The following is a 21,100-nucleotide window of genomic DNA, read 5'->3' as shown; positions in this document are numbered from 1 at the left end:
GAGCCATCGCCAACCCGATTGCGACATAGCGCCGCCCACCTAATCGCCGAGGCGGTTGTCAATCCGAATCTCGGGCGCTTCCGTCGCCACGTACTCCTTACGAGCACCACTCATTCTCCAGTTTCGAATCGGGTTCCCACTGCCGCGCAGCGTAAAGTCGGGTCCGATAGGGTATCCAGCGTACCGACGGATAGCAAGCGCGGCTCGCGTCGGCTTCGCCTCGCTCGGCTGACGCCCGCGCCAACAGATACAGAAACGAGTGACCGGTGCGACAAGCGACACCCTCACGGGTGCCACCTGCCTGCTACCGCGCTGCTGCACGCTTAGTAAGCCCAGCCCCAAGCGTTCTTGCTCGAAAGCCCAATGTCCGGGTCGACGTGTTCCGGCTTGTTGCCAAAGGTATCCCGCATACGTTGGGCGACCACCTTCGCGTCGATGTTAATCATTTGCTGATGCCCTTGTCGATTCGTCAGGAACAAGGACATGAAGCCGTTACCAAGGTTCTCGCCGGACGTTACTTGCCAATACGGGTACTCCATCGCGGCCGCTTTACTGCGTGAACTGAACGGCGTCAGCGCCATGCCTACATCAGTAGCATCCCCGGTAATCTCCGGCTCCAGCGGCCCCGCCTGCGTCACGATCGCCCACTTCAACGCCGCCTGATAGTTCTCCTGCCCCTGCCGCCCCACTGCGCCGGGGAACTCCCGATTCACCATCTCGTAGAACGGGCGCGCGCCGAAGGCTCGGTTGTTCAAGACAACTGCGCCGGGCACAAGGTCCGCATTCGCCACCACTTGCAACAGCGCGGTACGTGCCGCTGTGTCGTCGTCGTATGCGTATGCTTTCTTGTACTGCGCGATGAGTGGCGCGATATGTGCGGCAAGCTGCCGCTTGTTGCCGTCCGTCAGGTTGTATGGTGTTAGCTCACCATCCCCGCCCCACAGCGGAATCATGCGTTTGAACCACCCCGGCGAAGCGCTCGCCACAGCGCGCTTCGCATCCTGTACCTCCTGCGCCGTAGCGACTGCCCCTGCGCCCCGGCTGATTAGGTGCCGGGCTGTCTTGAGTTGCAAAGGATCATCCAGCTTGTACCCGCTGTTCAACAACGCAATCACCTTCGGCCCCATCGAGTCGCCCATGTACGCCATCACTGCCCCTTCGCCCCCGGTCCCTCGCCGCAACGCGTCCGCGTACTGCAATGCCTGCGCCATGTCCGGGGTAAGCGGCGCGTCTCCATTCAGCATGAGGTTCATTTGCTGGGTCAACACTTGCTTGAGCATCGGGGATTGGAGCGACGAATCATAGGCAACCGTGCTCAGCTTATCGAACAGGTTAGCCTGTGCGTCCGGATGATTCGCGAACTGCGTGCCGGTAGCCTGTTGGAACATGGTGTCTACAGCTTGCGCCTTCGCACCATCCGGGAGCGGCAAGCCCGTCAGGGCCGCTGGCGACGAGCCGTTAACAGCCTTCATCACAAGCTCAATCGACTGATCGTAGTTCAACTGCTTCAACTGCGCCTTCTGGTACTGCGCCAGAATATTGGCGTTCCCCGCGTCGAGCATCTTGTGCATCTGCGCCCGCTGTTCGTTGTCGTACATCGCGGTAGCATCGCCGTTTAGCTTCCGGTTCGAGTCCTCCATCGAGTCCATCGCGGCATCAAGTTTCGCGTGCCCTTCCGGAGACGAGTCCATTCCTGTCGTGCCATGTTGCAGACTCCACCGGAGATCCGCTCGCGATGTGAACAGGTTCCTCGCTGCCGGGTTCTTCAATGAGGACTCGTGCTCCAGTCGCGGAATCTGTACTTCGAGGTTGTCCTTCATGTCAGTCGGCATGGACTGGTATTCAGGCATCGCCCTAACAGCGCGCACCGCCTGCCAGTGTCCGCTACGCGCATTGCTGAGCGTGATGTCGCGGAGCCCGCGCTGATACGCCTCCGTGGTCATGTTCGCGGGTCGAATGAGCTGGTTCGTAAAGTCAGCGTAAGCGCGGTCCACGTCTGCTTGCTGGGGGTTGTTGTTCGCCGTGAGTGTGTCCTGTAACGCTTTGCCGCCGACCGTTCCAAGGTTCGTAAAGCCGTTGTACGCCTGTTCCTGCGTGAACTGCATGTACTGGCCCATGTGCGTGTCGAGCATTCGCGGAAGTTGCTCGGCGAACCCTTGCTGTACCAGAGAATCGAACGCGGGGTCACCGGTACTCTGAACCTGATTCATCTTGTCCACGATGTACGCCCGCACTTGGTCCGGCGACTTCTCACGAAGCAGGGGCATCGCCTGCATGAACTGCGACTGTGCGTCCTGCATTGCCGCTGCGACGTTGAACGCCTGCGCGCCTTGCACTGTAGCGTCCGGGCCGTACAGCTTCGTGTACCACGGCTGTTCGTTCTCGATGTCGATCAGGCTCTTGCCCTGCGCCGCTTGGGCCATGCCCTCGGCGTACTGTCGCTTCTTCGTGCGGTCGATGTACGGCTGAAGCATCCCGCCCGCCAGCTTGTTCAGTGCATCGAGCGTCACGCCGGAGCCGAGCACGCCTTGCCGGACCACTGCGCCCGAGTATGCGGCGATGTCCGTGCCGCCTGCGGCCAGCGGCCCGCTCGACTGTCCGCCGCTACCCGGACCTCCAGAGAAGCTATTTGAGCCCCCAATGCCGAGCGTACTTTGTTGAGTTACAACGCCGCCATCACCCGACAGCGAAAAGCTCACGTTTGCCATAACCTCTCCTTAATCCAGCCTGAAATTGAATGAATTGTTGCCCCTCGCATTGCCGCCCGAGTCGCCGCCGCCTACCGTGAACCCGTACGCGTTGTTACCGGATGTGCCGCTGCTACCGCCACCCCATGCACCGCTGAAACTGCTCACACCGCCCAGGATCGACTGTGACGCGTAGTTCGCCGTATTGCCGACACTGCCGCTGAAGCCACCGACGCTCCCGCCGCCAGTGTTTCGGAATTGCTGAAACCCCGCCCCGCCAGCAGCGCCCATGAGCGCCCCCTGTGCGGGCGTGATGTCCGGCGACTTCTCCGGGGCGAGGAACGTCTGTGCGATGTCCTTCTGGTAGTTCATGCCCGCGACGGTCTGCCCGTAGTCCTGCGAGGTGATGAGGTTCGAGCGCAGGCCCGCCGCTGCCATCACCTGATCGAAGGACATCTGCGCGCCCTTCGTAGCCTGCATCGTCGTGAGCCGTGATGTTGTGGTCTGCATAGTCGCGCGCATGATGTCGGCGGACGTGCCACCAACCCCACTAGCGGCCGCATCGGCTCGCAGCGCGCCGAGTTGGCCCGCAGCCGCGATCTGTTGCTCCACGCTACCGCGCACCATCGCGTCAGTTGCGCGCGCCATGTTCACCGCCTCCGCGTTCGTCTGCGAGCCGATGGCGATAGCACGGTTCTGGTTGCCAATCGAGCGCTGGGTGTTCGACAGCGCCGCCTGCGCCGCGAGGAACGCGTTCCCCGCTTCGCGGATCATGTTGTTGTTGTCCGCCGAGTCCTTCGACAGCATGTTCGCTGCTTCAGTCTTCGCGGAGTCCACCTTGTATTGCGCGTCGTTCTGCGCGTTCTGGATGCGGGCCTGCATCATGCCAACGCCCGCGCCAGCAATCATCTGAAACAGCGCGCACATTAGACTGTCCCGCCGTCAGGTTCGAAAGAGAATGATATGTACATCTGTACTCCTTATTTAATACCACACCACTAAGCGCGGCTGGGCTGATTGGTCGGTCTTCTACGTTCGGCTGACTGCGGGACATGCTACGCGCCGCACACAAAACCGCGTGCGCCACACGACAGCCGTTTTCGACCGGGCAGTTTCAGTGCTGCTCAGCGCGTTCCGACGTTTCACTCTGCTCTATCGCCCGCGCTCGTGCGAGTAGATCGGGACCGAATGCAAAGGCGCGCTCGGGGTCATCAGTAACATGCGCGTTGTCCGGCTCGCGCTTACGGAACTCCACAATCACCTCCGACAAGATCGCCTGTGTACGGGCCAGCCCTGCCGTGCTGAGCAAGACTTCCATCGCCCGGTTGTATGCCTGCTCATTCGTCAGACGTGCATTCTCGGTCATTTTCAAATCACTTTTCATACGCAATCCTTATTTACTAGTCGTTTAAATTACCGATTCGGGCCATGCCGGATCGTCACACCGACCAGCCCGCCAGCCGCATCACTTCCACTAGGTCAGGCTCTTTGCTACCGATCTCGAAGATGCGCGTTGGATGGGCGTTGCGCCAGTCCTCAGAGTGGACGCCGAGCCGGTCACAATTCACGGCTAACCGCCCGGTCGGGTACACCCGCGCTCGCCAGTCACCAATCACGAACGCCCAAACCTCGCCCGCAGCCTCGCGGCGTTTCCTCTCAAGCCGGTCCAAGTAGCCGTCCCGGCTTTGCTTACGCAAACCGAGCGAGACACAGCGGTTACGTGCATCCAATGCGAACCCCGTGCGCAATGTGTGGCACGTCCAGCACGAGTTGTCATAGACCCGCCGCTTCACGCTGTCACACTTCACACACGGCTTACCGCCGTACCATGTCTGCCCGGCGATAAGGGCATCAATCCGCTGCGGATACATCGTCTGCTTCCGGAGCGCCTGTTCGAATGTCTCGTCAGCCCGCGCCGCTTCCCGGTGTCGGCGCGTCAGCTTCGCCGCGAACGGCGGAACCTGCCACATGCCACGGGTTCGGTTGTGCTTCGCTCCCTTGGGCTTCATGCTGTCTCGAACAAAGCGTTCAACTCGGCGTCGGTCGGATCGGGGAGCGGCAAGCCGGTTACAACCTCAACCGGAGTTACAACCTTCGCTCGGGTTGTAACCTCAGCCCACGATGGAACGCCCCCGGTTGTAACCCGAACAATGCGCCGCCATACCGCCTTGCCGTGCTTGTTCGCCCGCTCGAAGTATTCCCGCTCGGAAGCGTTCTGCTCTAGTACGTGGCTCATCGCTGCCTCCCGGCCAAATCGGCGAACGTTCGCCTCAACGCCGCCTCGATGTCCCCAGCCGTCCTGCGAGCGTCCAGATCGAGCGCTACGGCGATGCGCCCACAGTCGGATACCTCGGTGAGTATCAAGTCCCGCAGCAGCCGTACGGTGCGCTTCTCGGCTTCCGTCACGCCGTCAGCTCCGCAGCAAGCGTCTCCGCCGGCCTCCCGTTACCGAACTCGGGCACACCTCGCGACTTCATTTCTCGGTCGGACAGTTTCGGTGCGCCGCCAGCAAACGCCACTATGCCTCGGCCATTTTTCATTCGCATTCCTTATCGATTAAATTAAAAGTTATCCCGGATTGCCCGTGGTTTTAGACTGGCGCAGTTCATCCCGTGTCGCGACATATCTATCGAACGCGACCCGAACTGCATGCTCAGCGAATCGAACAGCGTCCCATTCCGGTACATACGGCAGACGCCCGGAGGCTTCAATCTCCATTCTGAGGCGCTTTGCTACTGCCTCATTGCGCGCCTTCGCAAGAAGCGTGCGGAACGTCAACTCACCCCGCCTATCTTCCCCGGCGTGCTCATGCGCCTTGATGGACTTACCCGCGAACTGGAACAGTGGCCCAAGCAATGACTCTCCCGCCATGATCCCCGCCCGCTTCAGCGATGGAAGATACCGGCGCACATTGTCGACCCGCTTGCCAGTCAGTTCCGAGTACCATCGGCAAAGCTCGTGGAACCCCGGCGTAACGCCGCGTCGCCTATTGCGGAACTGTAGACAGAACCTAGCGAAAGCTCGCGACTCAGGCTTTAAGCTCGACATAGCGGCATCCCGTTGCAATGCTCGATGTCCAACCGCTCCAGCGATACGGATACCGTATTTCTCTGAGTCCGCCGCCTGTATGACCTCCCCGGTATCAAGGTTCACGTAATCATTAACCTCGACCGATTGGTATCGGCTGCTTAGCTCGCCGGCGACCATGACTGGCGGCATCAGCTTCCTCCAAACAGACCTTACCGAGAGCGCCGCCCATGCCGGATATCCTCGGTGCCTGCCGGGGTCGGCATCAGCTTCGAGCAAGTGCATTCTTAGACAAATACAACACAAGCCATTGATTAATAATAGAATTCCCCTTGTTGAAGTGAGGCAAACACCTCGGTGAGTCCACACGATGCCGAAGCTCTATCCAGATCATCGGATCGTTAAAGCCCCACGATGCTGCCGCGCCGGCGCGCAGGCCTGCGGATGGCTACGTAGACGAGCGCCGCCCAGCCGGGCATGGCATGGCTCGCTGGTGAAGTACTGCGTTGCCGGGTGTCTCGGCTTGCCGTCCGTCCACCACGCAGACGGCAACCTCAGCGGTGGGTTCGCTGCCGCTTCTCTGCCTCGCATGAGGCCGTAGCTAGGCGCAGTCCCACCAGCACATTGTTAAAGAACGCTTCGCATCCGGCAAACTGTTACCGGGCATCCGCTCGCAGCGCTAAGGCGCGCGCTCACATCCTGCCCTTCTGTCCACCTTCCACCGAGCCAGCAGCGCCAATGCGCCGCCCACTCGTTCCCGTCAGCGTCCAGCACAGGGCCGTAAACGCAAAAAAGGGCGCGTAGCGACACCGAGCAAGCGGACCATAGGCCAGCCTACCCAATGCAACTACGCGCCCTTGGATTCCCGTGCGATGGAGGGTTATGTCCATCACCGGAGCGGCCTCATGAGGCGGGCACGTTAGCTGAACCCTCGCGGATCAACCGCTGTTCAACTCGGGGCTAAAAGCCGCCATGACCTCACTACTACCGCATCGGCATTTCTACCGATGACGCGATCGTACCCTGAAAAAGCCCGCCCGTCAACAACCTGAAAGCATTTAATCAGTGAACCGTCAGCTCAGCGACAGTCAAAGCCAACGCGTGCGCCGCAATCTCCGCTTCTTCCGCCCGGTATCGGTCGCCCTTGCTGCCACTCAGCGCTGCTCGCTCACGCCACGCCGTCGCGCCAGCATCAGCGGCACGCAGCACCCTCGCCGCCCGCTCAGCGCTGCCCGCCTTCTTCGTCCACGGCTCGGACTGCAACACCCATCCTTCGGTATCCGCCACCGTCCCAGCCTCGGCGAGCATTTCATAGCCCGGCTCGCCAGCATTCGCAAGCTCTCCCGCCCTGTCTTCGTAACCAGCGAAGAACGCGCCGCGCACGTCATCATTCCCGGCCCACTCCGGGCAAACCTTCTCGAACATGACTTCCCACATGACCTCGCAATGCTCGGCCATGCTCGCCGGTCCCCACGGCTCATCCAGCCAGCGCGGCCAATCCTTCTCGGCGAATTCTGCACCTTGGTCGTACGCCTCGGCCTGTGCTGCGTCGATGTCGATGTTCGCGATGCTGATGCTCGTTTGATTCATGGTCATTTTGCGGTACTCTGCGGGCGCGCTGGCCCGCATCGGTTAGGTGATGCCCGGTCGATCCGCCAAGACTGAACCGAGCGTTACTGCGGTACGTGCGGTGCCAGCGCCTCAGTCAGCACCACCTCCTGGACTGACTGGCTTTCCTACTTCGTACTCGCACTGAGCCTGTTCGGTATGCAGCACGCTCGGCGGCGTCTTCGTCATCTGGTACGACATGGCGCGCATTAGGAGCTTCATCTGTAGCTCTCGATCTGCTGCGCTTTCGAATGACTTGGCGATGGACTTCAATTGCTCGCCGCGTTCTAACTGAATCCAGAAGCCCGCCAGCGTTTCGGTTTCGTAGATGCACTGCATAGTCTGCTGGCGGGTTGCCTGACGGCTCTCAGCGTGGCCCTCGGCTACATAGAGGGCGGTCACAGCGGCAACCACGACGATGGCTACGGTTCTCATGCCTGCTGGTCCTTAGCTTCTGCGATGGCTCGTTTAACAGCTGCTGTACTGATGGCGAAATGCTCGGCTGTTTGGCTGATACTCGCGCCGTGTTCTGCACGCCATGCACGAACTTCAGAATAGTCTGCTTTCCGCCTCCGTCCGACATTGGCGTAGCTGCCGTCTGTCTTCGCAATGGCGATACCCCGAGCCTGCATCTCGCGACGGTTCAGATAGTCCGCCTCGCCCTGTGCAGCCATGAATGCGAGCACGGCATCCCGCGTAGCCTTGCTAATCGCGTCCGTAGCGCCCCCATCGAACACCATGTTGTTCAGTGTGCAGATAACCCGCACCTTGGCTTTCATGAGCCGCTGCATAGTCTCGTGTAGCTCGTCGTACCGGCGACTGATCCGATCCAGCCAACGCACGTACAGCACACCACCCTTGCGTAAGTCCCGCTCGACAATCGCCCACTGCTCCCGATCCAGTGGCGCGACGTGATACCCGCTCACGCCTTCATCTATGAACACGTCGTCAGGCTCGACACCGTGCGCTGCTGCGTCTGCGTGCTGGCTCGCGCTCGACTGCCCATCCGTCGTGCTGATACGTCCGTAATACAGGGTTCTCATGGCTAGCTCGCTGGATCGAAATTGTTCATAGCTCGAATAATGACATGGATCGAATCTAGGGTCAACTATTTCGATCCAAGCTAGCGCACTCCTCTACCTAGGTCGATGAGGTACACCATTTCGAACCAGAATGGGTACATCCGCGAGCAGGGCAAATAGCGGACAATGCTTGGACAATCCAACTCCGTTTCAAAGATCGATGGCGACGCTTAACGAAAATGGGCAAGTCATTGCGCATTGCATCGAATGCAATGGCGCGCTCACAGTGTTCTTGGCTGGCGATCCACGGATCGGGCAAGGATTCGGGCAAATAACTCGACAGGTCTCAGAGCAGACAGCGCAGGTCTATCAACTCGTTCGCTGCACAGGATGCGGGTCCGGCGCGTTACTGACACTGCAATCTTTCCGTCGCCACGGGCAAGTAGGGTTGCTCGATTTCTATCCTGAAGCCCAAGACAGACTCTCCCTCCCGGCTGGCGTACCGGACGGCATTGCAAAGGAGTTTCGCGAGGGTGAAAGGTGTCGCGAAGCTGGCTGTTTCCGGGCGGCTGCGGCAATGTTCCGCTCGGTACTCGATAAGACTCTGCGTGCAAACGGATACAAGGAAAAGCGCGGCACGAATCTTGAGCAGCAAATTGATACAGCGGCTGCCGACGGCGTGATTACTGCAGCTCGCCAACGGCGCGCACACGATGAGATTCGCGTGCTTGGCAACGATGTTTTGCATGAGGCGTGGGAGCCTGTCAGCGCAGACGACGCAGCCGCCGCTCGACAATACGCACAACGCATCCTCGAAGACTTCTACGATGATCGCGAGTCCGTGTTGAAACTGCTACGGGCCAAGGGCAGAGTGGCGGACGAAGATCGACCACCGGGCACGGAATGAACCGCGCAACTATCCACCCGCGACCGATCCTCACTAGAGAAACGCGCACAGCCGCGCACGGGGGAGCGCAGGCGCGGGCGGGCGGCGTAAGTCCGCGCAGAAATCTCTATCGAATTTCGGCTCGGCAGTTTGCGACCGTTGCCCTTACAGCACCCGGTCAGAACTGATATTCTCTCGGCTGGCACTTCGCCATAACCGTCCCTTTTATGGGGACACTCCGGGGACACTCGGAGGGCAAATTAGGCATGAATTCGCGGGTAGGTAGAGCACTGGAAGGCCCGCGCAGCAAGGCGGAGCGGGTCTGAAGAAGCCCTTCACACGGCAGGGGTCACTGGTTCGATCCCAGTACCGCCCACCAAAGATTCGCCGCTTGTGGCGACGCGTCAAACGCTGGATCGAGCAGTTTTCTCCGGCGCTAGCGTAAAGCCATTCGGCAAAGAAAAAGCCCTGCACTCGCAGGGCTTTTTTTCTTCGCCCCCAGATTCACTGGGAAGCAATGACGACTTCTCAACCCGCCCCCGTGAGTAGGTCAAACAAGACCGTTACTCAACACTACGTCGAGCCATCGTCCTCTTGTTGTTGCCGCTCAGCGCGCTGCCGCTCGTCCTCAAGCCAGCGCATGGTCCTGCGATCTTGTAGCTTGCCTCGCACAATATCGATGACCAGGACAATCCCCGCGATTGCCAGCGTCAGCTTGGGACTGATGGCAAGACCGAACACGACCAAGACGCCCAGCAACTCGTAGAAGCGACTTTCCCACTTCCTCGCTTCGGCAGCGGCTTGCACCCAAGCATCGTAGTAGTCATCCAGGCGCTTGCTACCGAGAAAATCTTCGCTCCTATGTAAGCGCTAAATCCGCCACACGTCGTTAGGTGACGTGTTACCGGGTAACATGTTTCGAATCGATAGTTACCGGGTAACGAAGGAGATGCGAGATGACGCAAACGACGGCGCAGCGGCAGGCGGCTTATCGGGCAAGGCGCGAGACGGCAGGCAAGGACGGCAACGGTGATCGACGTCTGGATATGTGGATGAGCACGGAAGCGTATCTTGCTCTGACGCGGTTAGCTCGCCGTTACTCGGTAACGAAGCGCCAGATGCTGGAACGGTTGATCGCGCGGGCAGACGACGCGATTGTGCGCCGACTCGATCCCGATTCGGAACAGTGGGACCAATACTTCGGCCCAGCGCGGTAGCGATCGGAGTTACCCGGTAACGGCTTGCTGTCGAGCGAAGTTGAACGGTAGCAGGTCGCTAATATCGGCATCCGGTGCGCGCTGCGGCAATTCGGTCAGCACGTGCAGCAGATAGGCATGGGGATCGACGCCACAGGCTCGACACGTGAGCATCAGGCTGTAGACCATCGCGCTCGCTTTCGCGCCGTCGACCGTATCGCTGAAGAGCCACGACTTTCTCGCCGTGGCAAACGGCCTGATGTCGCGTTCGATGACGTTGTTGTCTATTGCAAACCGGCCATCGTCCACATAGCGACTCAGGTAAGGCCATTGCCGGAGACAGTAGCCGATCGCCTCGCCTAGCAGGCTCTTGGGCAGAACCTTCGGCGCGAGCTCGTCGAGCCAACTCTTGAAGGCGTTTAGCAACGGCACGCTGTGCTGTTGGCGCAAGCGGTACCGGTAATCGGCCAGCGTCTCGCCTTCGGGCAACGTCTGTTTGGCGAGCGTCTCGACCTGGTACAGCGCCTGGAAGAATTCGAGCGCCTTCGTGATGCGGGGGCTCGGTTTGTTCTTCTGCCCCTTGAGCGCATCCGTGAACATCCGGCGTCCATGCGCAAGGCATCCGAGGTGCGTGGCCGATTTGACCGTCCGCCACGCAGGCCAGCCGTCCGTCATCAGCGTGCCCGCGTAGTCTCCGAGGAACTCCTTCGGGTACTGCTGGCCACGCCCCGGCTGGTACTCAAACAGCACCACCGGCTGCTCGCTATCCTCCGCGCTTCGGTAGACCCACATGTATGACTTGTCCTGCGCGTTTCGGCCGTTCTCCTTCAGGACCTGGACGGTGGTCTCGTCGCCGTGAATCAGCCACTGGCTGAGCAGAATCTTCTTGAGCGCCTTGAACAGGCGCGTGTAGTGAAGCTCGGCGGGGCGGATGATCCAGTTCGCCAGCGTACCGCGGCTGACTGCGATATTCGAGCGTGCGAGCACGTCTTCCATCCGGTACAGCGGCGTGCCGTCGACATACTTGCCGGCCGTGACGGCGGCGATCATCGATGCACTGGCGTGACTACCCGGCAAGGGCTGCGCCGGCATCGGCGCGACCACGATCGGTGTGTGCGTGCCGTGACGCTCGCAGTGCCGACACGCGTACTTGAAACGCGCGTGCTGCAGCACCGAGACCTTGACCTGCATGTGCAACTGTTCGCTGATTTCCTCGCCCATCCGATGCATTGCCTTGCTGCAGCACGGGCAGATAGAGGTGGCCTCACTCGTTCGGACAGTTTTCTGAGATTTTTAAGTGGAACGTCCGAGGCAATCATGCTGCCGATTTGATCGCAGGCAGCGTCGCGAAGTATGCCTCATCCGGCGTCCGATCCGCCAGGCTCGAATGGGGCCGTTTTCGGTTGTACAGCTCGATGTAGTCGCCGATGGAGCGCCGGGCATGGCTGACCGACTCGTAAGCTCGCAGGTAAACCTCTTCGTACTTGACGCTGCGCCACACGCGTTCGACGAACACGTTGTCGCGCCAGGCCCCTTTACCGTCCATCGACAGCCGCACGCCTCGACCCAGTACGGCCTCGGTGAACGCGCCCGCCGTGAACTGGCTGCCCTGATCGGTGTTCACAATGTCCGGCAGCCCGTAGCGCGCGAACGCTTCCTCGAGCGCCTCGACGGCGTGCACTGCTTCCAGCGTGATCGCCACCCGGTGCGAGAGCACCTTGCGACTTGACCAATCCACTACTGCCGTCAGGTACACGAAGCCTCGCGCCATCGGAATGTATGTCGTGTCCAGTGCCCACGCCTGATTGGCCCGGGCGATTTTCATGCCGCGCAGCAGGTACGGCCAGATCTTGTGCTGCGCATTGCGTCGGCTCGTGTTCGGCTTGCAGTACAGCGCTTCCACGCCCATGCGTTTCATCAGCGTGCGCACGCGGCGGCGGCCGACCTCATAGCCTTCCCGGCGCAACAGACGCGCCAGCATCCGCGCTCCGGCAAACGGAAACTCCATGTGCAGTTCGTCGATCCGCCGCATCAGCAACTGGTCCGCCTCGCTCACTGGCTGCGCCCGGTAATACGCGCTCGATCTCGCGATGCCAACCAGTCGCGTCTGTCGCGAAACCGGCAGCGCATGCGTACGGTCAATCATCGCTTTGCGCTCAGCAGTCCGGCTTTGCCGAGCGCTCCTGACAAAAAATCGTTCTCCAGCGTCAACTGTCCGATTTTCGCGTGCAGCGTTTTCACGTCCACCGGCGGCTCGTTCGACGGTGGAGCGGCCGCGCCGAACACATCCGCCGCACGCTCCTGCAGTTGCCGCTTCCACTCCGTGATCTGGTTCGGGTGCACATCGAACTGCTGCGCCAGTTCGGCCAGCGTGCGCTCGCCCTTGACCGCCGCCAGGGCCACTTTCGCTTTGAACGCCGCTGAGTGCGTCCGTCGGGTTCTCTTCGTCATCTTTCCGGTTCCTTTGCCTGCATTATCGCTGGCTCAGGCCCCGGGCATTCCACTTACCCGACTGTCCGAATTTGCGCGGCCACCTCTCTCAGCCACCCGGCTGTCAACGCCTCAATGTCCGCACTATTTTTTCAACGGCCACTCGGAATCAAATCCGACATGTCACGCCATAGGCTTGCCGCCCCCACCAATATGAAGTTCCTGAGCGCGGCATACGAGACGCTCCCGACGCGATCTCTGTTGCCTCTCGCTTTTCGGCGAATTGCCGTCGATGAAGTGCAGTTCCGCCATCTCAACGCCGACTAGCCCGTCACTTCGCACAAGTATGTGGGGACACCGGGAAGCCCCAGCCACTCCCGTCAGTTCGAGATAGTCGCCATGAAACGACAGAGACAATCGCCATTCGCGCTCTTTCTTCTCGACTTCCCCCTTTGCCCCGAAAGGTTAAGTCTTTTTGTCTAGCGCTCATTTACCCGTCCATCACGGCCGATGAAAAATCGTTGCCCCCCCACTTTGCCCCGCTCACCGTCTAAATATCGCTCACGTTGTACGTTTCAGCATTCCCTGGATTTGTCCGCCCATGACGCGAAGCTAAACCTGTACCTACGAAACCATCACCATCAATTTAGATTGGCACGGCAACTGATCATGAGCATGGAATTTCCGCATCGATAACGCACCAACATCGCAACACGATACATCTCAAAAACGTGTACAAGCCTCCTCCACCCAAGCGTCACGCAAAACGCCCCTCTCACACGCCTCTTCAAAAATCCGGATAGTTAGTCTCCCATTTCTTCCTAAAATCCCCCTGAGAGATTCCATGCCTCTCCCGACAAAAATCCATTGCATCATAATAATCATCAAAAACATGGTAAGCGTAATTTTCCGAATGATCCGAAAAAACCTCCTGATCCTCATGATATTGCCGCTCGACAGTAAAGCTCTCTACTTTATAAAGCCATAAGGCGTCGCGCCTCGGCATCCTGCCAAACACCTCGATTTCCGGATACAAATCTTCCACGGAAACACCTTCCTCGATCAACTCTCGCGCCCGTTCATCCATATATCGAACGGCTCTGACTATCACATACTTAGACCCGCCATCAGGCAATATTTCCTCATAAAACATGCCATTCTCATCACCTCGAACTCCGGAAGGGAATGGGCTGTAATAAAACCTGGACTCTTTATCCATCGCCAATCATCCTTACGATCGAACTCTAATAAAATATTCTTATTATCTTTCCATCAAAATTATGGATCTGGAGGTGATCGCCCTGCAAGGCGTGATCCCCCGGTTTTGCATTCGCATCCGCAGCATCCCAATGGTAAGTACCTTCCCGCTCATACGCACCACGCCCACCGGGCAACCAGTCCGAGCCGCTTTCAGAGATCTTTCCCTTCGGAAGCGCCTGCCCTGTTGTATTCCTATATGCTCGAGGCATGCCCTTGCCCGTGGTTAGCGCGATCAACAATTCCTCGGCCTCCGCCCTTGAATTAACGGTTATTTGAGCCCTCTTACCCGAATTCAATTGCTCCTTTATATTTTTTAGATCACTTACGCAAGACAATCCCCACGGATCGATCCAGCCAATAGGATTCGGCGCATACTGATACTGATTCAACCCGCCCGCCAACCCGATCGGGTCCGGCGTAATGAACCGCCCCACGTCCGGATCATAGTATCGGAACGTGCTGTAACAGAATCCCGTCTCCAGATCCTCGTACTGCCCCTGAAACCGCAACGCCTGCGGCAGCGGCTGCATCACGTCCCCCGACGGATTCGCCTGGAATTCCGGTGCGTACGCTTGCAGCACCGTATTCCCCCACGCTCGATATCGCGTCCGCCACACCACCCGGCCGCCTCGGTCCGTCAGTTCCTCCGGCGCGCCGCCCGCGTTCGCGTGGAAATAATAGATCTTCGCCTCGGGCTTGGCTTCGGCCTCCGGCTTGTCGTGCTCGTCGCCGTGATACAGCCGCCACAGCCAATGGCTGTCGTCGCTGACCGCGTCGATCCGCGCCAGCGGCACATAGCCGTCGCCCTCGTACAGGTAGGTCACCGCCTGATGGCCGCGATACTCCTGCGCAAGCCGCATCCCGTCCCACACGAAGCGCGTCGTGCCGAACGCATCGTGCTTCGCGATCCGTCGGCCCAACGCGTCGTAGCTAAAGCGCACTGTCTGCTCGACGCCGCGCCGCACCGTCCTCACCTCGACGAGCCGATGCTCGACGTCGTACTTCAGATGCTGCTCCGTGTGCCCGCCCGTCAGCTTCTCGACGAGCCGCCCATGCGCATCGTACCGATAGCGGCGATCTCCGCTCATTAGCAGACGATTGCCCTCCACCCGCCCAGGCTGCCCCACCGGCCGCAGGTTCGACGCCGCATCGTACGCAAACGCCTCGGTCAGGACGCCTGCCGCATCCGGCCGCCCGCCTGCGCCCGCGCCGGCGGCCGTGCCGCCGAGCAATCGGCCGGCCGGGTCGTAGTGGTAGTTCAGCTCGCCGCCCAACGGATCGATCCGCGCCGTCAGCTCGCCGCCGCGGTCATACGCGAACGCCTTGCGCAGCAGATCCCGGCTCTGTCGAGTGCCGAAAGCAGCCCATGAACCCGGCGTGCGCTGCCAGTCACCGATCCATTGCCCGATCTTTCGCGACAAGCCGTCATACGCCGTCGCCAGCGTCTGCGCGCCCTGCGTCCGGCTCACCTCGCGATGCAGACGATCGCGCTCGAAATCGCAGACGGTCTCGCCGTTCGATGCAATCCGGTGCAGATGGCCGCTGCCGTAATACAGCCAGCTCAGCGTGCGGCCGTCCGGCAACGTCGTGCCGGTGCGATTGCCGAGCGCGTCGTATTCATGCGCGAGACGCGTCGTCGCGACCTGCCCGTCGTCGCCGGCCACATCCGACGTCTCCGCAACGAGCCGATCCAGTTCGTCATATGCAAACGTGACGGTGTTCATCGGGCGGCCGTCGAGATGCTTGCGCGCAATCCGTTCGAGGCGCCCGGTCGCGTCGTAATCGTATGTCGTCACGGTTTCCGGGGTGCGCCTGCGAACGAGACGCCCCAGCGCATCGCGCTCCAGCTCGATCGTGATCTGCTCGGGCGTGCCCGCCGCCTGCCGTACGACGATCGGCGCACCTCTCGCATCGCGCTCGTATTCGACGCGCAATCCGTCCGGACCGATCTGTTCGATCAGGCGATCGCCCGCGTCATAGGCAAACCGGTAGCTGTCGCGCAATTCGTTGCGGAGCGTGCGCAGATTGCCGGCCGCATCGTATTCGAAGCTGACCCGATGCCCGTTCGCATCCGTTCTCGACGCAAGGCGCCCGGCCGCGTCGTACGCGAATGCGGTCGCATGTCCGTTTCCGTCGACGAACGCGGCCAGTTCGTCCGCGAGCGACCAGCGATATTGTTCATCTCCGCCGGTCGGCAATCGCGTCTCGACGATCCGGTCGCGGCCGTCATGGCGATAGCGCGTCGTATTGCCGAGCGCATCGGTCAGCGCCACCATCCGGCCGCGCGCGTCGTGTTCGAACCGCGTCGTGATGCCCGAGCAGTCGGTGCGCGCAATCAGCCGGTGCTGCCCGTCCCATCCGAAGTGCGTGATGCCGCCGCGCTCGTCGACGATCGCCGCCGGCCGCCCTTGGCGGTTGAGCCGAAATTCGATGCGCTGCCCGAGCGGATCGGTCTCGCCGACGCGGTTGCCGCGCATGTCGAATTCATATTTCCATTGCCGCCCGTCGGCGAGCGTCTGCTGTTCGAGCGCCATCCATAGCGGATGCCATGCGAATTGCGTTTTCTCGCCGAGCGCATTCGTCAGCTCGGTGGGCAAGCCGCGCTCGTCGTCGTAGCGAAGCCGCGTCGTCGCGCCGTTCGGCTCCACGAACCCGAGCAGCTCCCGGTTCGGACTCCAATCGAAACGCCAGTTCCGCCCGAGCGCGTCGGTGTGCGCGGTCACGAGATAATCGGCGTTCCATTCGCATAGCTGCGTGCGCCCGAGCTGGTCCGTCACGCGCGCCGCCTGACGCTCGAAATCGTACGTGATGCGATAGCGCTCGCCGTCGTCGGTCCAATGTTCGACGATGCGCGCCTCGCGATCCGCCAGACCGTTCTCTTCCGCGAGCGCCTTGCGCTCGAACTCCTCCCACGCGTAACGCGCGGTCTTGCCGCCCGGCAACCGGTGCATCGTCATGCGCCCGGCCGGATCGTAGCCGAAGCGGCGTCGTTCGCGCCCTTGTGCGTCGGACACGCTCGCGAGCAGCCCGTCGGACGTGTACGTGTAGCTCACCAGGCATTCGCTCGCGCCGCCCGCGTGCAGGATCACGCGCGACATCCGCTCGCGGCGCGACGCATCGTATTCGATCCGCACGCGATGGCCCGCCATCGTCGCGAGCTCGTCCAGCCGGCCGTGCGCGTCATAGTGAAAGTGCAGCTGGTTCGCGTTGCGATCCTCGAACACGACGGGACGCAGCGTTTGCGTCGCGAGACCGGAGCGCGGCAGCCCGAAATCGAAGCACATGCCGTCGTCCTGCTCGACCATCCAGTGTCCGCCCGGCGTACACGCGAAGGTCAGCCCCTCGCTGCGATTGAAGTACTTCCGGCCCGGCTGCAGATCGGGCACCGGGGTGCTGCGTCCTTGCGCGTCGATCCAGCGATGCGGATTCTCGCCGCCGGCGCCGAGCCGCAGCTCGACCGCGTACGGCAGGTTCCAGCCGCGCCCGAGCGGGCGATCGTCACGCGGATCGAGGCTGCTGTAGAAGCGCTGCCAGACGATCGGCACCGGTGCGCTCAGCACGAAATCGAGGTCTTCTTCGCCGTCGAGAATCTTCGCGCCCGTCGGCAGATGGACCGGATGCCCGATGCGCCCCGACATCACGCTGCCGACGAGCTTGTCGGCCGCCACGTTGATCGCGAAGTTCATCGCGAAGCACGCGAGCTTGCTGGCAAGCGGCCCCTTGCCGCGTATCGCCTGGCAGAGCGCGATCGCGAGCCCCGCGTATTTCGCGATCGTCGCGAGCCACGGCGGCATCTCGCTCGTGACGTCGCGCACGCGCACGCGATCGCCGCCGATGCTCACGTTCGTCGACCCGGTGTTGATCTTGCCGTCGCAGGTGGTCGCATCCTTGATGCGCGATGCGGGCCGACCGTTGACGAACACGCTCGACGAGCCTTCGGCGAGATGCTCGCCCGCCGGATTCGGATGATTCGAGCAGGCGACGAAATCCTGATCGACCGGCACGAACAGATCGGCGACCGACTGCGGCTCGACGCCGGGCGGCAGCGGCGGCGCCGGCATGCCCGCCGCGCGCGCGGCGCCGCGCCCGTTCACGAAGACGTCGGTCGAGCCCGTCGAGATCGCGCCCTTCACGTCGCCGGGAATGAAGCTGTCGATCAGCTCGCCCGCTTTGTCCGATAAATAGCCCTCCAGCGAATCCGAGCCGAGAAAATGCGACGCCGCCGCATTGACGACCTGCGACATCACCGCGCCGACGACGGCGCCGAGCACCACCGCTCCGAGCCCGCCCGTCCCGACGACGAAAGCCGCCGCCGCCCCGATCGCCGCGCCGACCAGCAGGCCCGCGCCGATCGTCGCCGCCACTTTCAGCATCTGCGCGAGCAGCGATGTGTGCGTGAAGGTGTCTTGCGCGCGAGCGGCGGCGAGGAGCGACATGGCGGGATCAGTTCTGGTTCACGGGAGCAACCGGGGCCGTGGCGCGAGCGGCATGTGTACGAGGCGCGCGCGAACCCGCACGCGTCAAGCGTGGGCGCTGTAACTGGCGAGCAGCGTCCGCCACGTCGCGCGGTGCGCGTCCGTCAGCGGCGTCTGGCTCGACAGCGTGATGACGAGCAGACGCGGCGCGTCGGTCACGGTCATCGCCTGGATCTGGTAGAACGCCGATCCCGACTGACGGAACGTGCTTTCGAGCTCCAGCGCCGGCGCGCGCCGCTCGCCGATTTCCACCGGCCTACGCGAGATTTCCTTGAAACCCGTCACGTGGCGCGTCATCAGTCCGATCTGCCGCTGCATGCATCGGCCCAGATCCTCGCCGCCGATCAGTTGATCGCGGCTCACGACGATCTGGAACGTGCCGCTCGTGTCGGGATGCGTGAGCGCGAGCACGTTGACCGTGCGATCGTCGCCAAGCGAAGGAATCTCGAAACTGCACTCTTGCGTGAGATATTTCATGTTCGGCTCGTTGGCAAAGAACTCGCGCGCGGACCGCGCGCAGGCAGACGGGCGAGCGCGTCAAGGATTCAGATCGATCTTCTTGCCCTGCATCAGGAAGTAATCCGAAGCATGTTCGACGATCTGCACGCCCTCGAGCTTGATGAGGCCGTCCTTCGTCATCGTGATGCTCGACTTGCCGCACCGGATGACGACCTGATCGGTGACGTCGAGCACGTAGGTCCCGGCGGGCGGCGGCGCGGCGTCCTGCGCGGGCAGCGCGCCCACGGTCATCGCGAACGCGCTGCCGACGCCCACAGTCTGGTTGTTGCCGGTATTCGAAACGTGATCCTGCTTCACGTTGAGCGTGTGATTGCGCCCCACCGCCGAGCGATGATCGTTCCCGACGCTGCGCAGCTCGTCGTGCTCCACCTCCGTGCGCATGTCGCGCTCGGCCTGCAGCCACAGCTCCTCTTCGCCCTGCTTGTCGTCGAAGCGGATCGCGTTCGCGGTGCCCGCGTGCCCTTTCATCGAGCGCGACAGGATGCCGCTTTGCGTCGCGTTCTCCGGCAGCTTCCAGGGCGGCATGTTCTGCGCGTTGTAGACGCGCGAAATGATGATCGGCCGATCCGGATCGCCGTCGAGGAACGACACGACCACCTCGTCGCCGATGCGCGGAATCGTCACGCCGCCGAAACCGCCTCCCGCCCACGGCTGGCCGACGCGCACCCAGCACGAGCTGCCCTGATTGCGCTGCCCGAGCCGGTCCCAATGGAACTGCACCTTCACGCGCCCGAGCGAATCGGTGTAGATCTCCTCGCCCTTCGGGCCGACCACGATCGCCGTCTGCGGGCCGGCGATGACCGGGCGCGGCATCGCGAGCGACGCACGGAAAGGGATCTTCTTGCGGATGCACTGGAAGCTCGCCGTGTACGATGCGGCGCCTTCGTTCGACTGATAGTTGTTCAGGCCGTGATGGTGCACCGCGGTCAGCAGGAATTGCCGGTCCTCGGGCCGCGCGCCGCCGTGATCGTAATGATCGGTGAGCTCGAAATAGCGGCCGGGCGCGAGCGTGCGGCAGTTGCCCGCGCCGGTGAACGCCTTGCTGCCCGCCGCCAGCGCTTCGAGCCGGAAGCGCGCGAGCTCCTCGCCGCGGTCCGTCGAATCGAAGCCGTGCAGCCCGACGTAGTCGTACACCTCGTACGGCTCGACGCTGCCCTGCTCGGCCTTCGTGTCGCCCGACACGTAGCGCCGCGCGCCCGGCACCTTGTAGTCGAACGTCTTGAGGCTGACGGTGCTGGACGTCAGTTGTCGATGCGCGGCGAACTGCGACACGATCGCTTCGTCGTCGACGACTTCGCCCGCCGAATATCGCAGCGCCAGCGCGCCGTCGATCGGCTTGGCGTGAGTCGAATCGTCGGTGACGATCAGCTTGTGGCCGTCGTTCGCATGCTCGAAATAGTAGAAGAGCCCTTCCTGCTCTATCAAGCGGAGCACGAAGTTCAGATCGGTTTCGCGATACTGCGTGCAATAGCTATATGGCTTGAGCGCGCGGGACAGACGAAACGCGTAGGACGCCAGTTTCGCGTACTGCGAGAACACGCCGTCGAGAATGTCGCGAACGCTCTTGTCCTGGAAAATGCGCGAATCGACGCGCCGCGACAGCATCCACAGCCACGGCCGGACGGTGGCCGCATACGTCGCGAGGCCGCCGTCCGCGCCGGTATGGCTGAACTGCGTCACATAACCGTGGAAATGGCGCTCCGAGCCGCCGCTCGACGGGGTCGCCAGCTTCAGCGATACGGTGACCGGCTGCCCAATCATCTGCTTGAGCTCGATCGTCGGATCGCGCGACGCGAGGCCGATGCGCATGTCGAACAGAACGGACAAGCCTTCGCTGCATTGAAAATCGCTGACGACGAGCGCCGACTGACCGGAAAGCGGTGTCCGAATGCTCAGCAGGCGACTATTCTGCAGGTTCAGAAAACCCGCAAGGTCGGATAATTGCATGTTTGCCCCCGGCGCGCCCTCGTTCTTTTTGACGACATAGCAG

At 61.7% G+C, this 21,100-nt stretch carries 16 protein-coding genes and 1 pseudogene; 2 read left to right on the top strand and 15 right to left on the bottom strand.

The genetic code is table 11. From position 1 onward, the window contains the following. Window positions 1-323: 323 nt before the first annotated feature. The 8 genes from WS78_RS06180 to WS78_RS06145 all read right to left on the bottom strand — a co-directional run bounded on the left by WS78_RS06180 (window position 324) and on the right by WS78_RS06145 (window position 8,365). The gene (locus WS78_RS06180) at window positions 324-2,708 is read right to left on the bottom strand and encodes a hypothetical protein (protein ID WP_059577082.1); all 2,385 of its coding nucleotides are present in this window, start codon (window positions 2,706-2,708) and stop codon (window positions 324-326) included. A gap of 9 nt (window positions 2,709-2,717) precedes the next feature. Further along, window positions 2,718-3,614 (bottom strand): hypothetical protein, encoded by an 897-nt coding sequence (locus WS78_RS06175; RefSeq protein WP_059577078.1) that lies wholly within the window; start codon window positions 3,612-3,614, stop codon window positions 2,718-2,720. A gap of 187 nt (window positions 3,615-3,801) precedes the next feature. Further along, complete coding sequence (locus WS78_RS06170; protein ID WP_059577074.1) at window positions 3,802-4,071, bottom strand: hypothetical protein; 270 nt, start codon at window positions 4,069-4,071, stop codon at window positions 3,802-3,804. Window positions 4,072-4,126: 55 nt separating this feature from the next. Then, on the bottom strand, window positions 4,127-4,696 hold the full coding sequence (locus tag WS78_RS06165) for a hypothetical protein (protein WP_059577071.1): 570 nt from the start codon (window positions 4,694-4,696) through the stop codon (window positions 4,127-4,129). A gap of 559 nt (window positions 4,697-5,255) precedes the next feature. Beyond that, window positions 5,256-5,906: a hypothetical protein gene (locus WS78_RS35595; protein ID WP_156437448.1), complete on the bottom strand. Its 651-nt coding sequence runs from the start codon at window positions 5,904-5,906 to the stop codon at window positions 5,256-5,258. 870 nt (window positions 5,907-6,776) lie between these two features. After that, window positions 6,777-7,310, bottom strand: coding sequence for a hypothetical protein (locus WS78_RS06155; RefSeq protein WP_156437447.1), 534 nt, complete (start codon window positions 7,308-7,310; stop codon window positions 6,777-6,779). A 105-nt stretch (window positions 7,311-7,415) separates the two neighbouring features. After that, window positions 7,416-7,757 carry a hypothetical protein gene (locus WS78_RS06150; RefSeq protein WP_059577063.1) on the bottom strand — a complete coding sequence of 114 codons (342 nt, stop codon included), beginning with the start codon at window positions 7,755-7,757 and terminating at the stop codon, window positions 7,416-7,418. Continuing rightward, entirely contained in the window at window positions 7,754-8,365 is a 612-nt protein-coding gene (locus WS78_RS06145) for a recombinase family protein (protein WP_059577059.1), read from the bottom strand. Before WS78_RS06145 ends, WS78_RS06150 begins: the two co-directional genes overlap by 4 nt. Window positions 8,366-8,534: 169 nt before the next feature. On the opposite strand from WS78_RS06145, the gene WS78_RS36975 reads away from it, so the two are divergent. Further along, complete coding sequence (locus WS78_RS36975) at window positions 8,535-9,251, top strand: DUF4145 domain-containing protein (RefSeq protein WP_226377214.1); 717 nt, start codon at window positions 8,535-8,537, stop codon at window positions 9,249-9,251. Window positions 9,252-9,803: 552 nt separating this feature from the next. Here WS78_RS36975 and WS78_RS06135 read toward each other — a convergent pair. Continuing rightward, window positions 9,804-10,037 carry a hypothetical protein gene (locus tag WS78_RS06135; RefSeq protein WP_059577053.1) on the bottom strand — a complete coding sequence of 78 codons (234 nt, stop codon included), beginning with the start codon at window positions 10,035-10,037 and terminating at the stop codon, window positions 9,804-9,806. Between the two features lie 149 nt (window positions 10,038-10,186). Here WS78_RS06135 and WS78_RS06130 point away from each other — a divergent pair, with 149 nt between their 5' ends. Continuing rightward, a complete protein-coding gene (locus tag WS78_RS06130) occupies window positions 10,187-10,447 on the top strand; it encodes a hypothetical protein (RefSeq protein ID WP_059574446.1) in 261 nt (86 codons plus the stop codon). 9 nt (window positions 10,448-10,456) lie between these two features. On the opposite strand, the pseudogene tnpC reads toward WS78_RS06130, so the two are convergent. The 6 genes and pseudogenes from tnpC to WS78_RS06100 all read right to left on the bottom strand — a co-directional run. After that, window positions 10,457-11,677 (bottom strand): annotated as a pseudogene (gene tnpC / locus WS78_RS06125) (IS66 family transposase); the annotation flags it as partial. A 64-nt stretch (window positions 11,678-11,741) separates the two neighbouring features. Next, window positions 11,742-12,877 (bottom strand): IS3 family transposase gene (locus WS78_RS06120; RefSeq protein ID WP_394335868.1). Its coding sequence is split into 2 segments (ribosomal slippage): window positions 11,742-12,622 and window positions 12,622-12,877, totalling 1,137 coding nucleotides; the frame shifts between segments, so codons are not numbered across the junction. A 766-nt stretch (window positions 12,878-13,643) separates the two neighbouring features. Then, window positions 13,644-14,075, bottom strand: a complete 432-nt coding sequence (locus WS78_RS06115; protein ID WP_145986746.1) for a hypothetical protein — start codon at window positions 14,073-14,075, stop codon at window positions 13,644-13,646. A gap of 25 nt (window positions 14,076-14,100) precedes the next feature. Then, a complete protein-coding gene (locus tag WS78_RS06110) occupies window positions 14,101-18,552 on the bottom strand; it encodes an RHS repeat-associated core domain-containing protein (protein ID WP_226377213.1) in 4,452 nt (1,483 codons plus the stop codon). Between the two features lie 84 nt (window positions 18,553-18,636). Next, window positions 18,637-19,068: a DcrB-related protein gene (locus WS78_RS06105; protein ID WP_052145199.1), complete on the bottom strand. Its 432-nt coding sequence runs from the start codon at window positions 19,066-19,068 to the stop codon at window positions 18,637-18,639. 60 nt (window positions 19,069-19,128) lie between these two features. Next, window positions 19,129-21,057 (bottom strand): type VI secretion system Vgr family protein, encoded by a 1,929-nt coding sequence (locus WS78_RS06100; RefSeq protein WP_059583864.1) that lies wholly within the window; start codon window positions 21,055-21,057, stop codon window positions 19,129-19,131. Between the last annotated feature and the right edge of the window lie 43 nt (window positions 21,058-21,100).

Source organism: Burkholderia savannae (assembly GCF_001524445.2).
GTDB classification, from domain to species: domain Bacteria; phylum Pseudomonadota; class Gammaproteobacteria; order Burkholderiales; family Burkholderiaceae; genus Burkholderia; species Burkholderia savannae.
Note: the sequence above shows the minus strand (reverse complement) of the source record. Positions and strands in the feature narration are given on the sequence as shown.

Excerpts from the sequence above, each read along its gene's own strand:
- WS78_RS06180 (WP_059577082.1), bottom strand. The coding sequence starts at position 2,708 with ATGGCAAACGTGAGCTTTTCGCTGTCGGGTGATGGCGGCGTTGTAACT.
- WS78_RS06175 (WP_059577078.1), bottom strand. The coding sequence starts at position 3,614 with ATGTGCGCGCTGTTTCAGATGATTGCTGGCGCGGGCGTTGGCATGATG.
- WS78_RS06170 (WP_059577074.1), bottom strand. The coding sequence starts at position 4,071 with ATGAAAAGTGATTTGAAAATGACCGAGAATGCACGTCTGACGAATGAG.
- WS78_RS06165 (WP_059577071.1), bottom strand. The coding sequence starts at position 4,696 with ATGAAGCCCAAGGGAGCGAAGCACAACCGAACCCGTGGCATGTGGCAG.
- WS78_RS35595 (WP_156437448.1), bottom strand. The coding sequence starts at position 5,906 with ATGCCGCCAGTCATGGTCGCCGGCGAGCTAAGCAGCCGATACCAATCG.
- WS78_RS06155 (WP_156437447.1), bottom strand. The coding sequence starts at position 7,310 with ATGACCATGAATCAAACGAGCATCAGCATCGCGAACATCGACATCGAC.
- WS78_RS06150 (WP_059577063.1), bottom strand. The coding sequence starts at position 7,757 with ATGAGAACCGTAGCCATCGTCGTGGTTGCCGCTGTGACCGCCCTCTAT.
- WS78_RS06145 (WP_059577059.1), bottom strand. The coding sequence starts at position 8,365 with ATGAGAACCCTGTATTACGGACGTATCAGCACGACGGATGGGCAGTCG.
- WS78_RS06130 (WP_059574446.1), top strand. The coding sequence starts at position 10,187 with ATGACGCAAACGACGGCGCAGCGGCAGGCGGCTTATCGGGCAAGGCGC.
- WS78_RS06115 (WP_145986746.1), bottom strand. The coding sequence starts at position 14,075 with ATGGATAAAGAGTCCAGGTTTTATTACAGCCCATTCCCTTCCGGAGTT.
- WS78_RS06110 (WP_226377213.1), bottom strand. The coding sequence starts at position 18,552 with ATGTCGCTCCTCGCCGCCGCTCGCGCGCAAGACACCTTCACGCACACA.
- WS78_RS06105 (WP_052145199.1), bottom strand. The coding sequence starts at position 19,068 with ATGAAATATCTCACGCAAGAGTGCAGTTTCGAGATTCCTTCGCTTGGC.
- WS78_RS06100 (WP_059583864.1), bottom strand. The coding sequence starts at position 21,057 with ATGCAATTATCCGACCTTGCGGGTTTTCTGAACCTGCAGAATAGTCGC.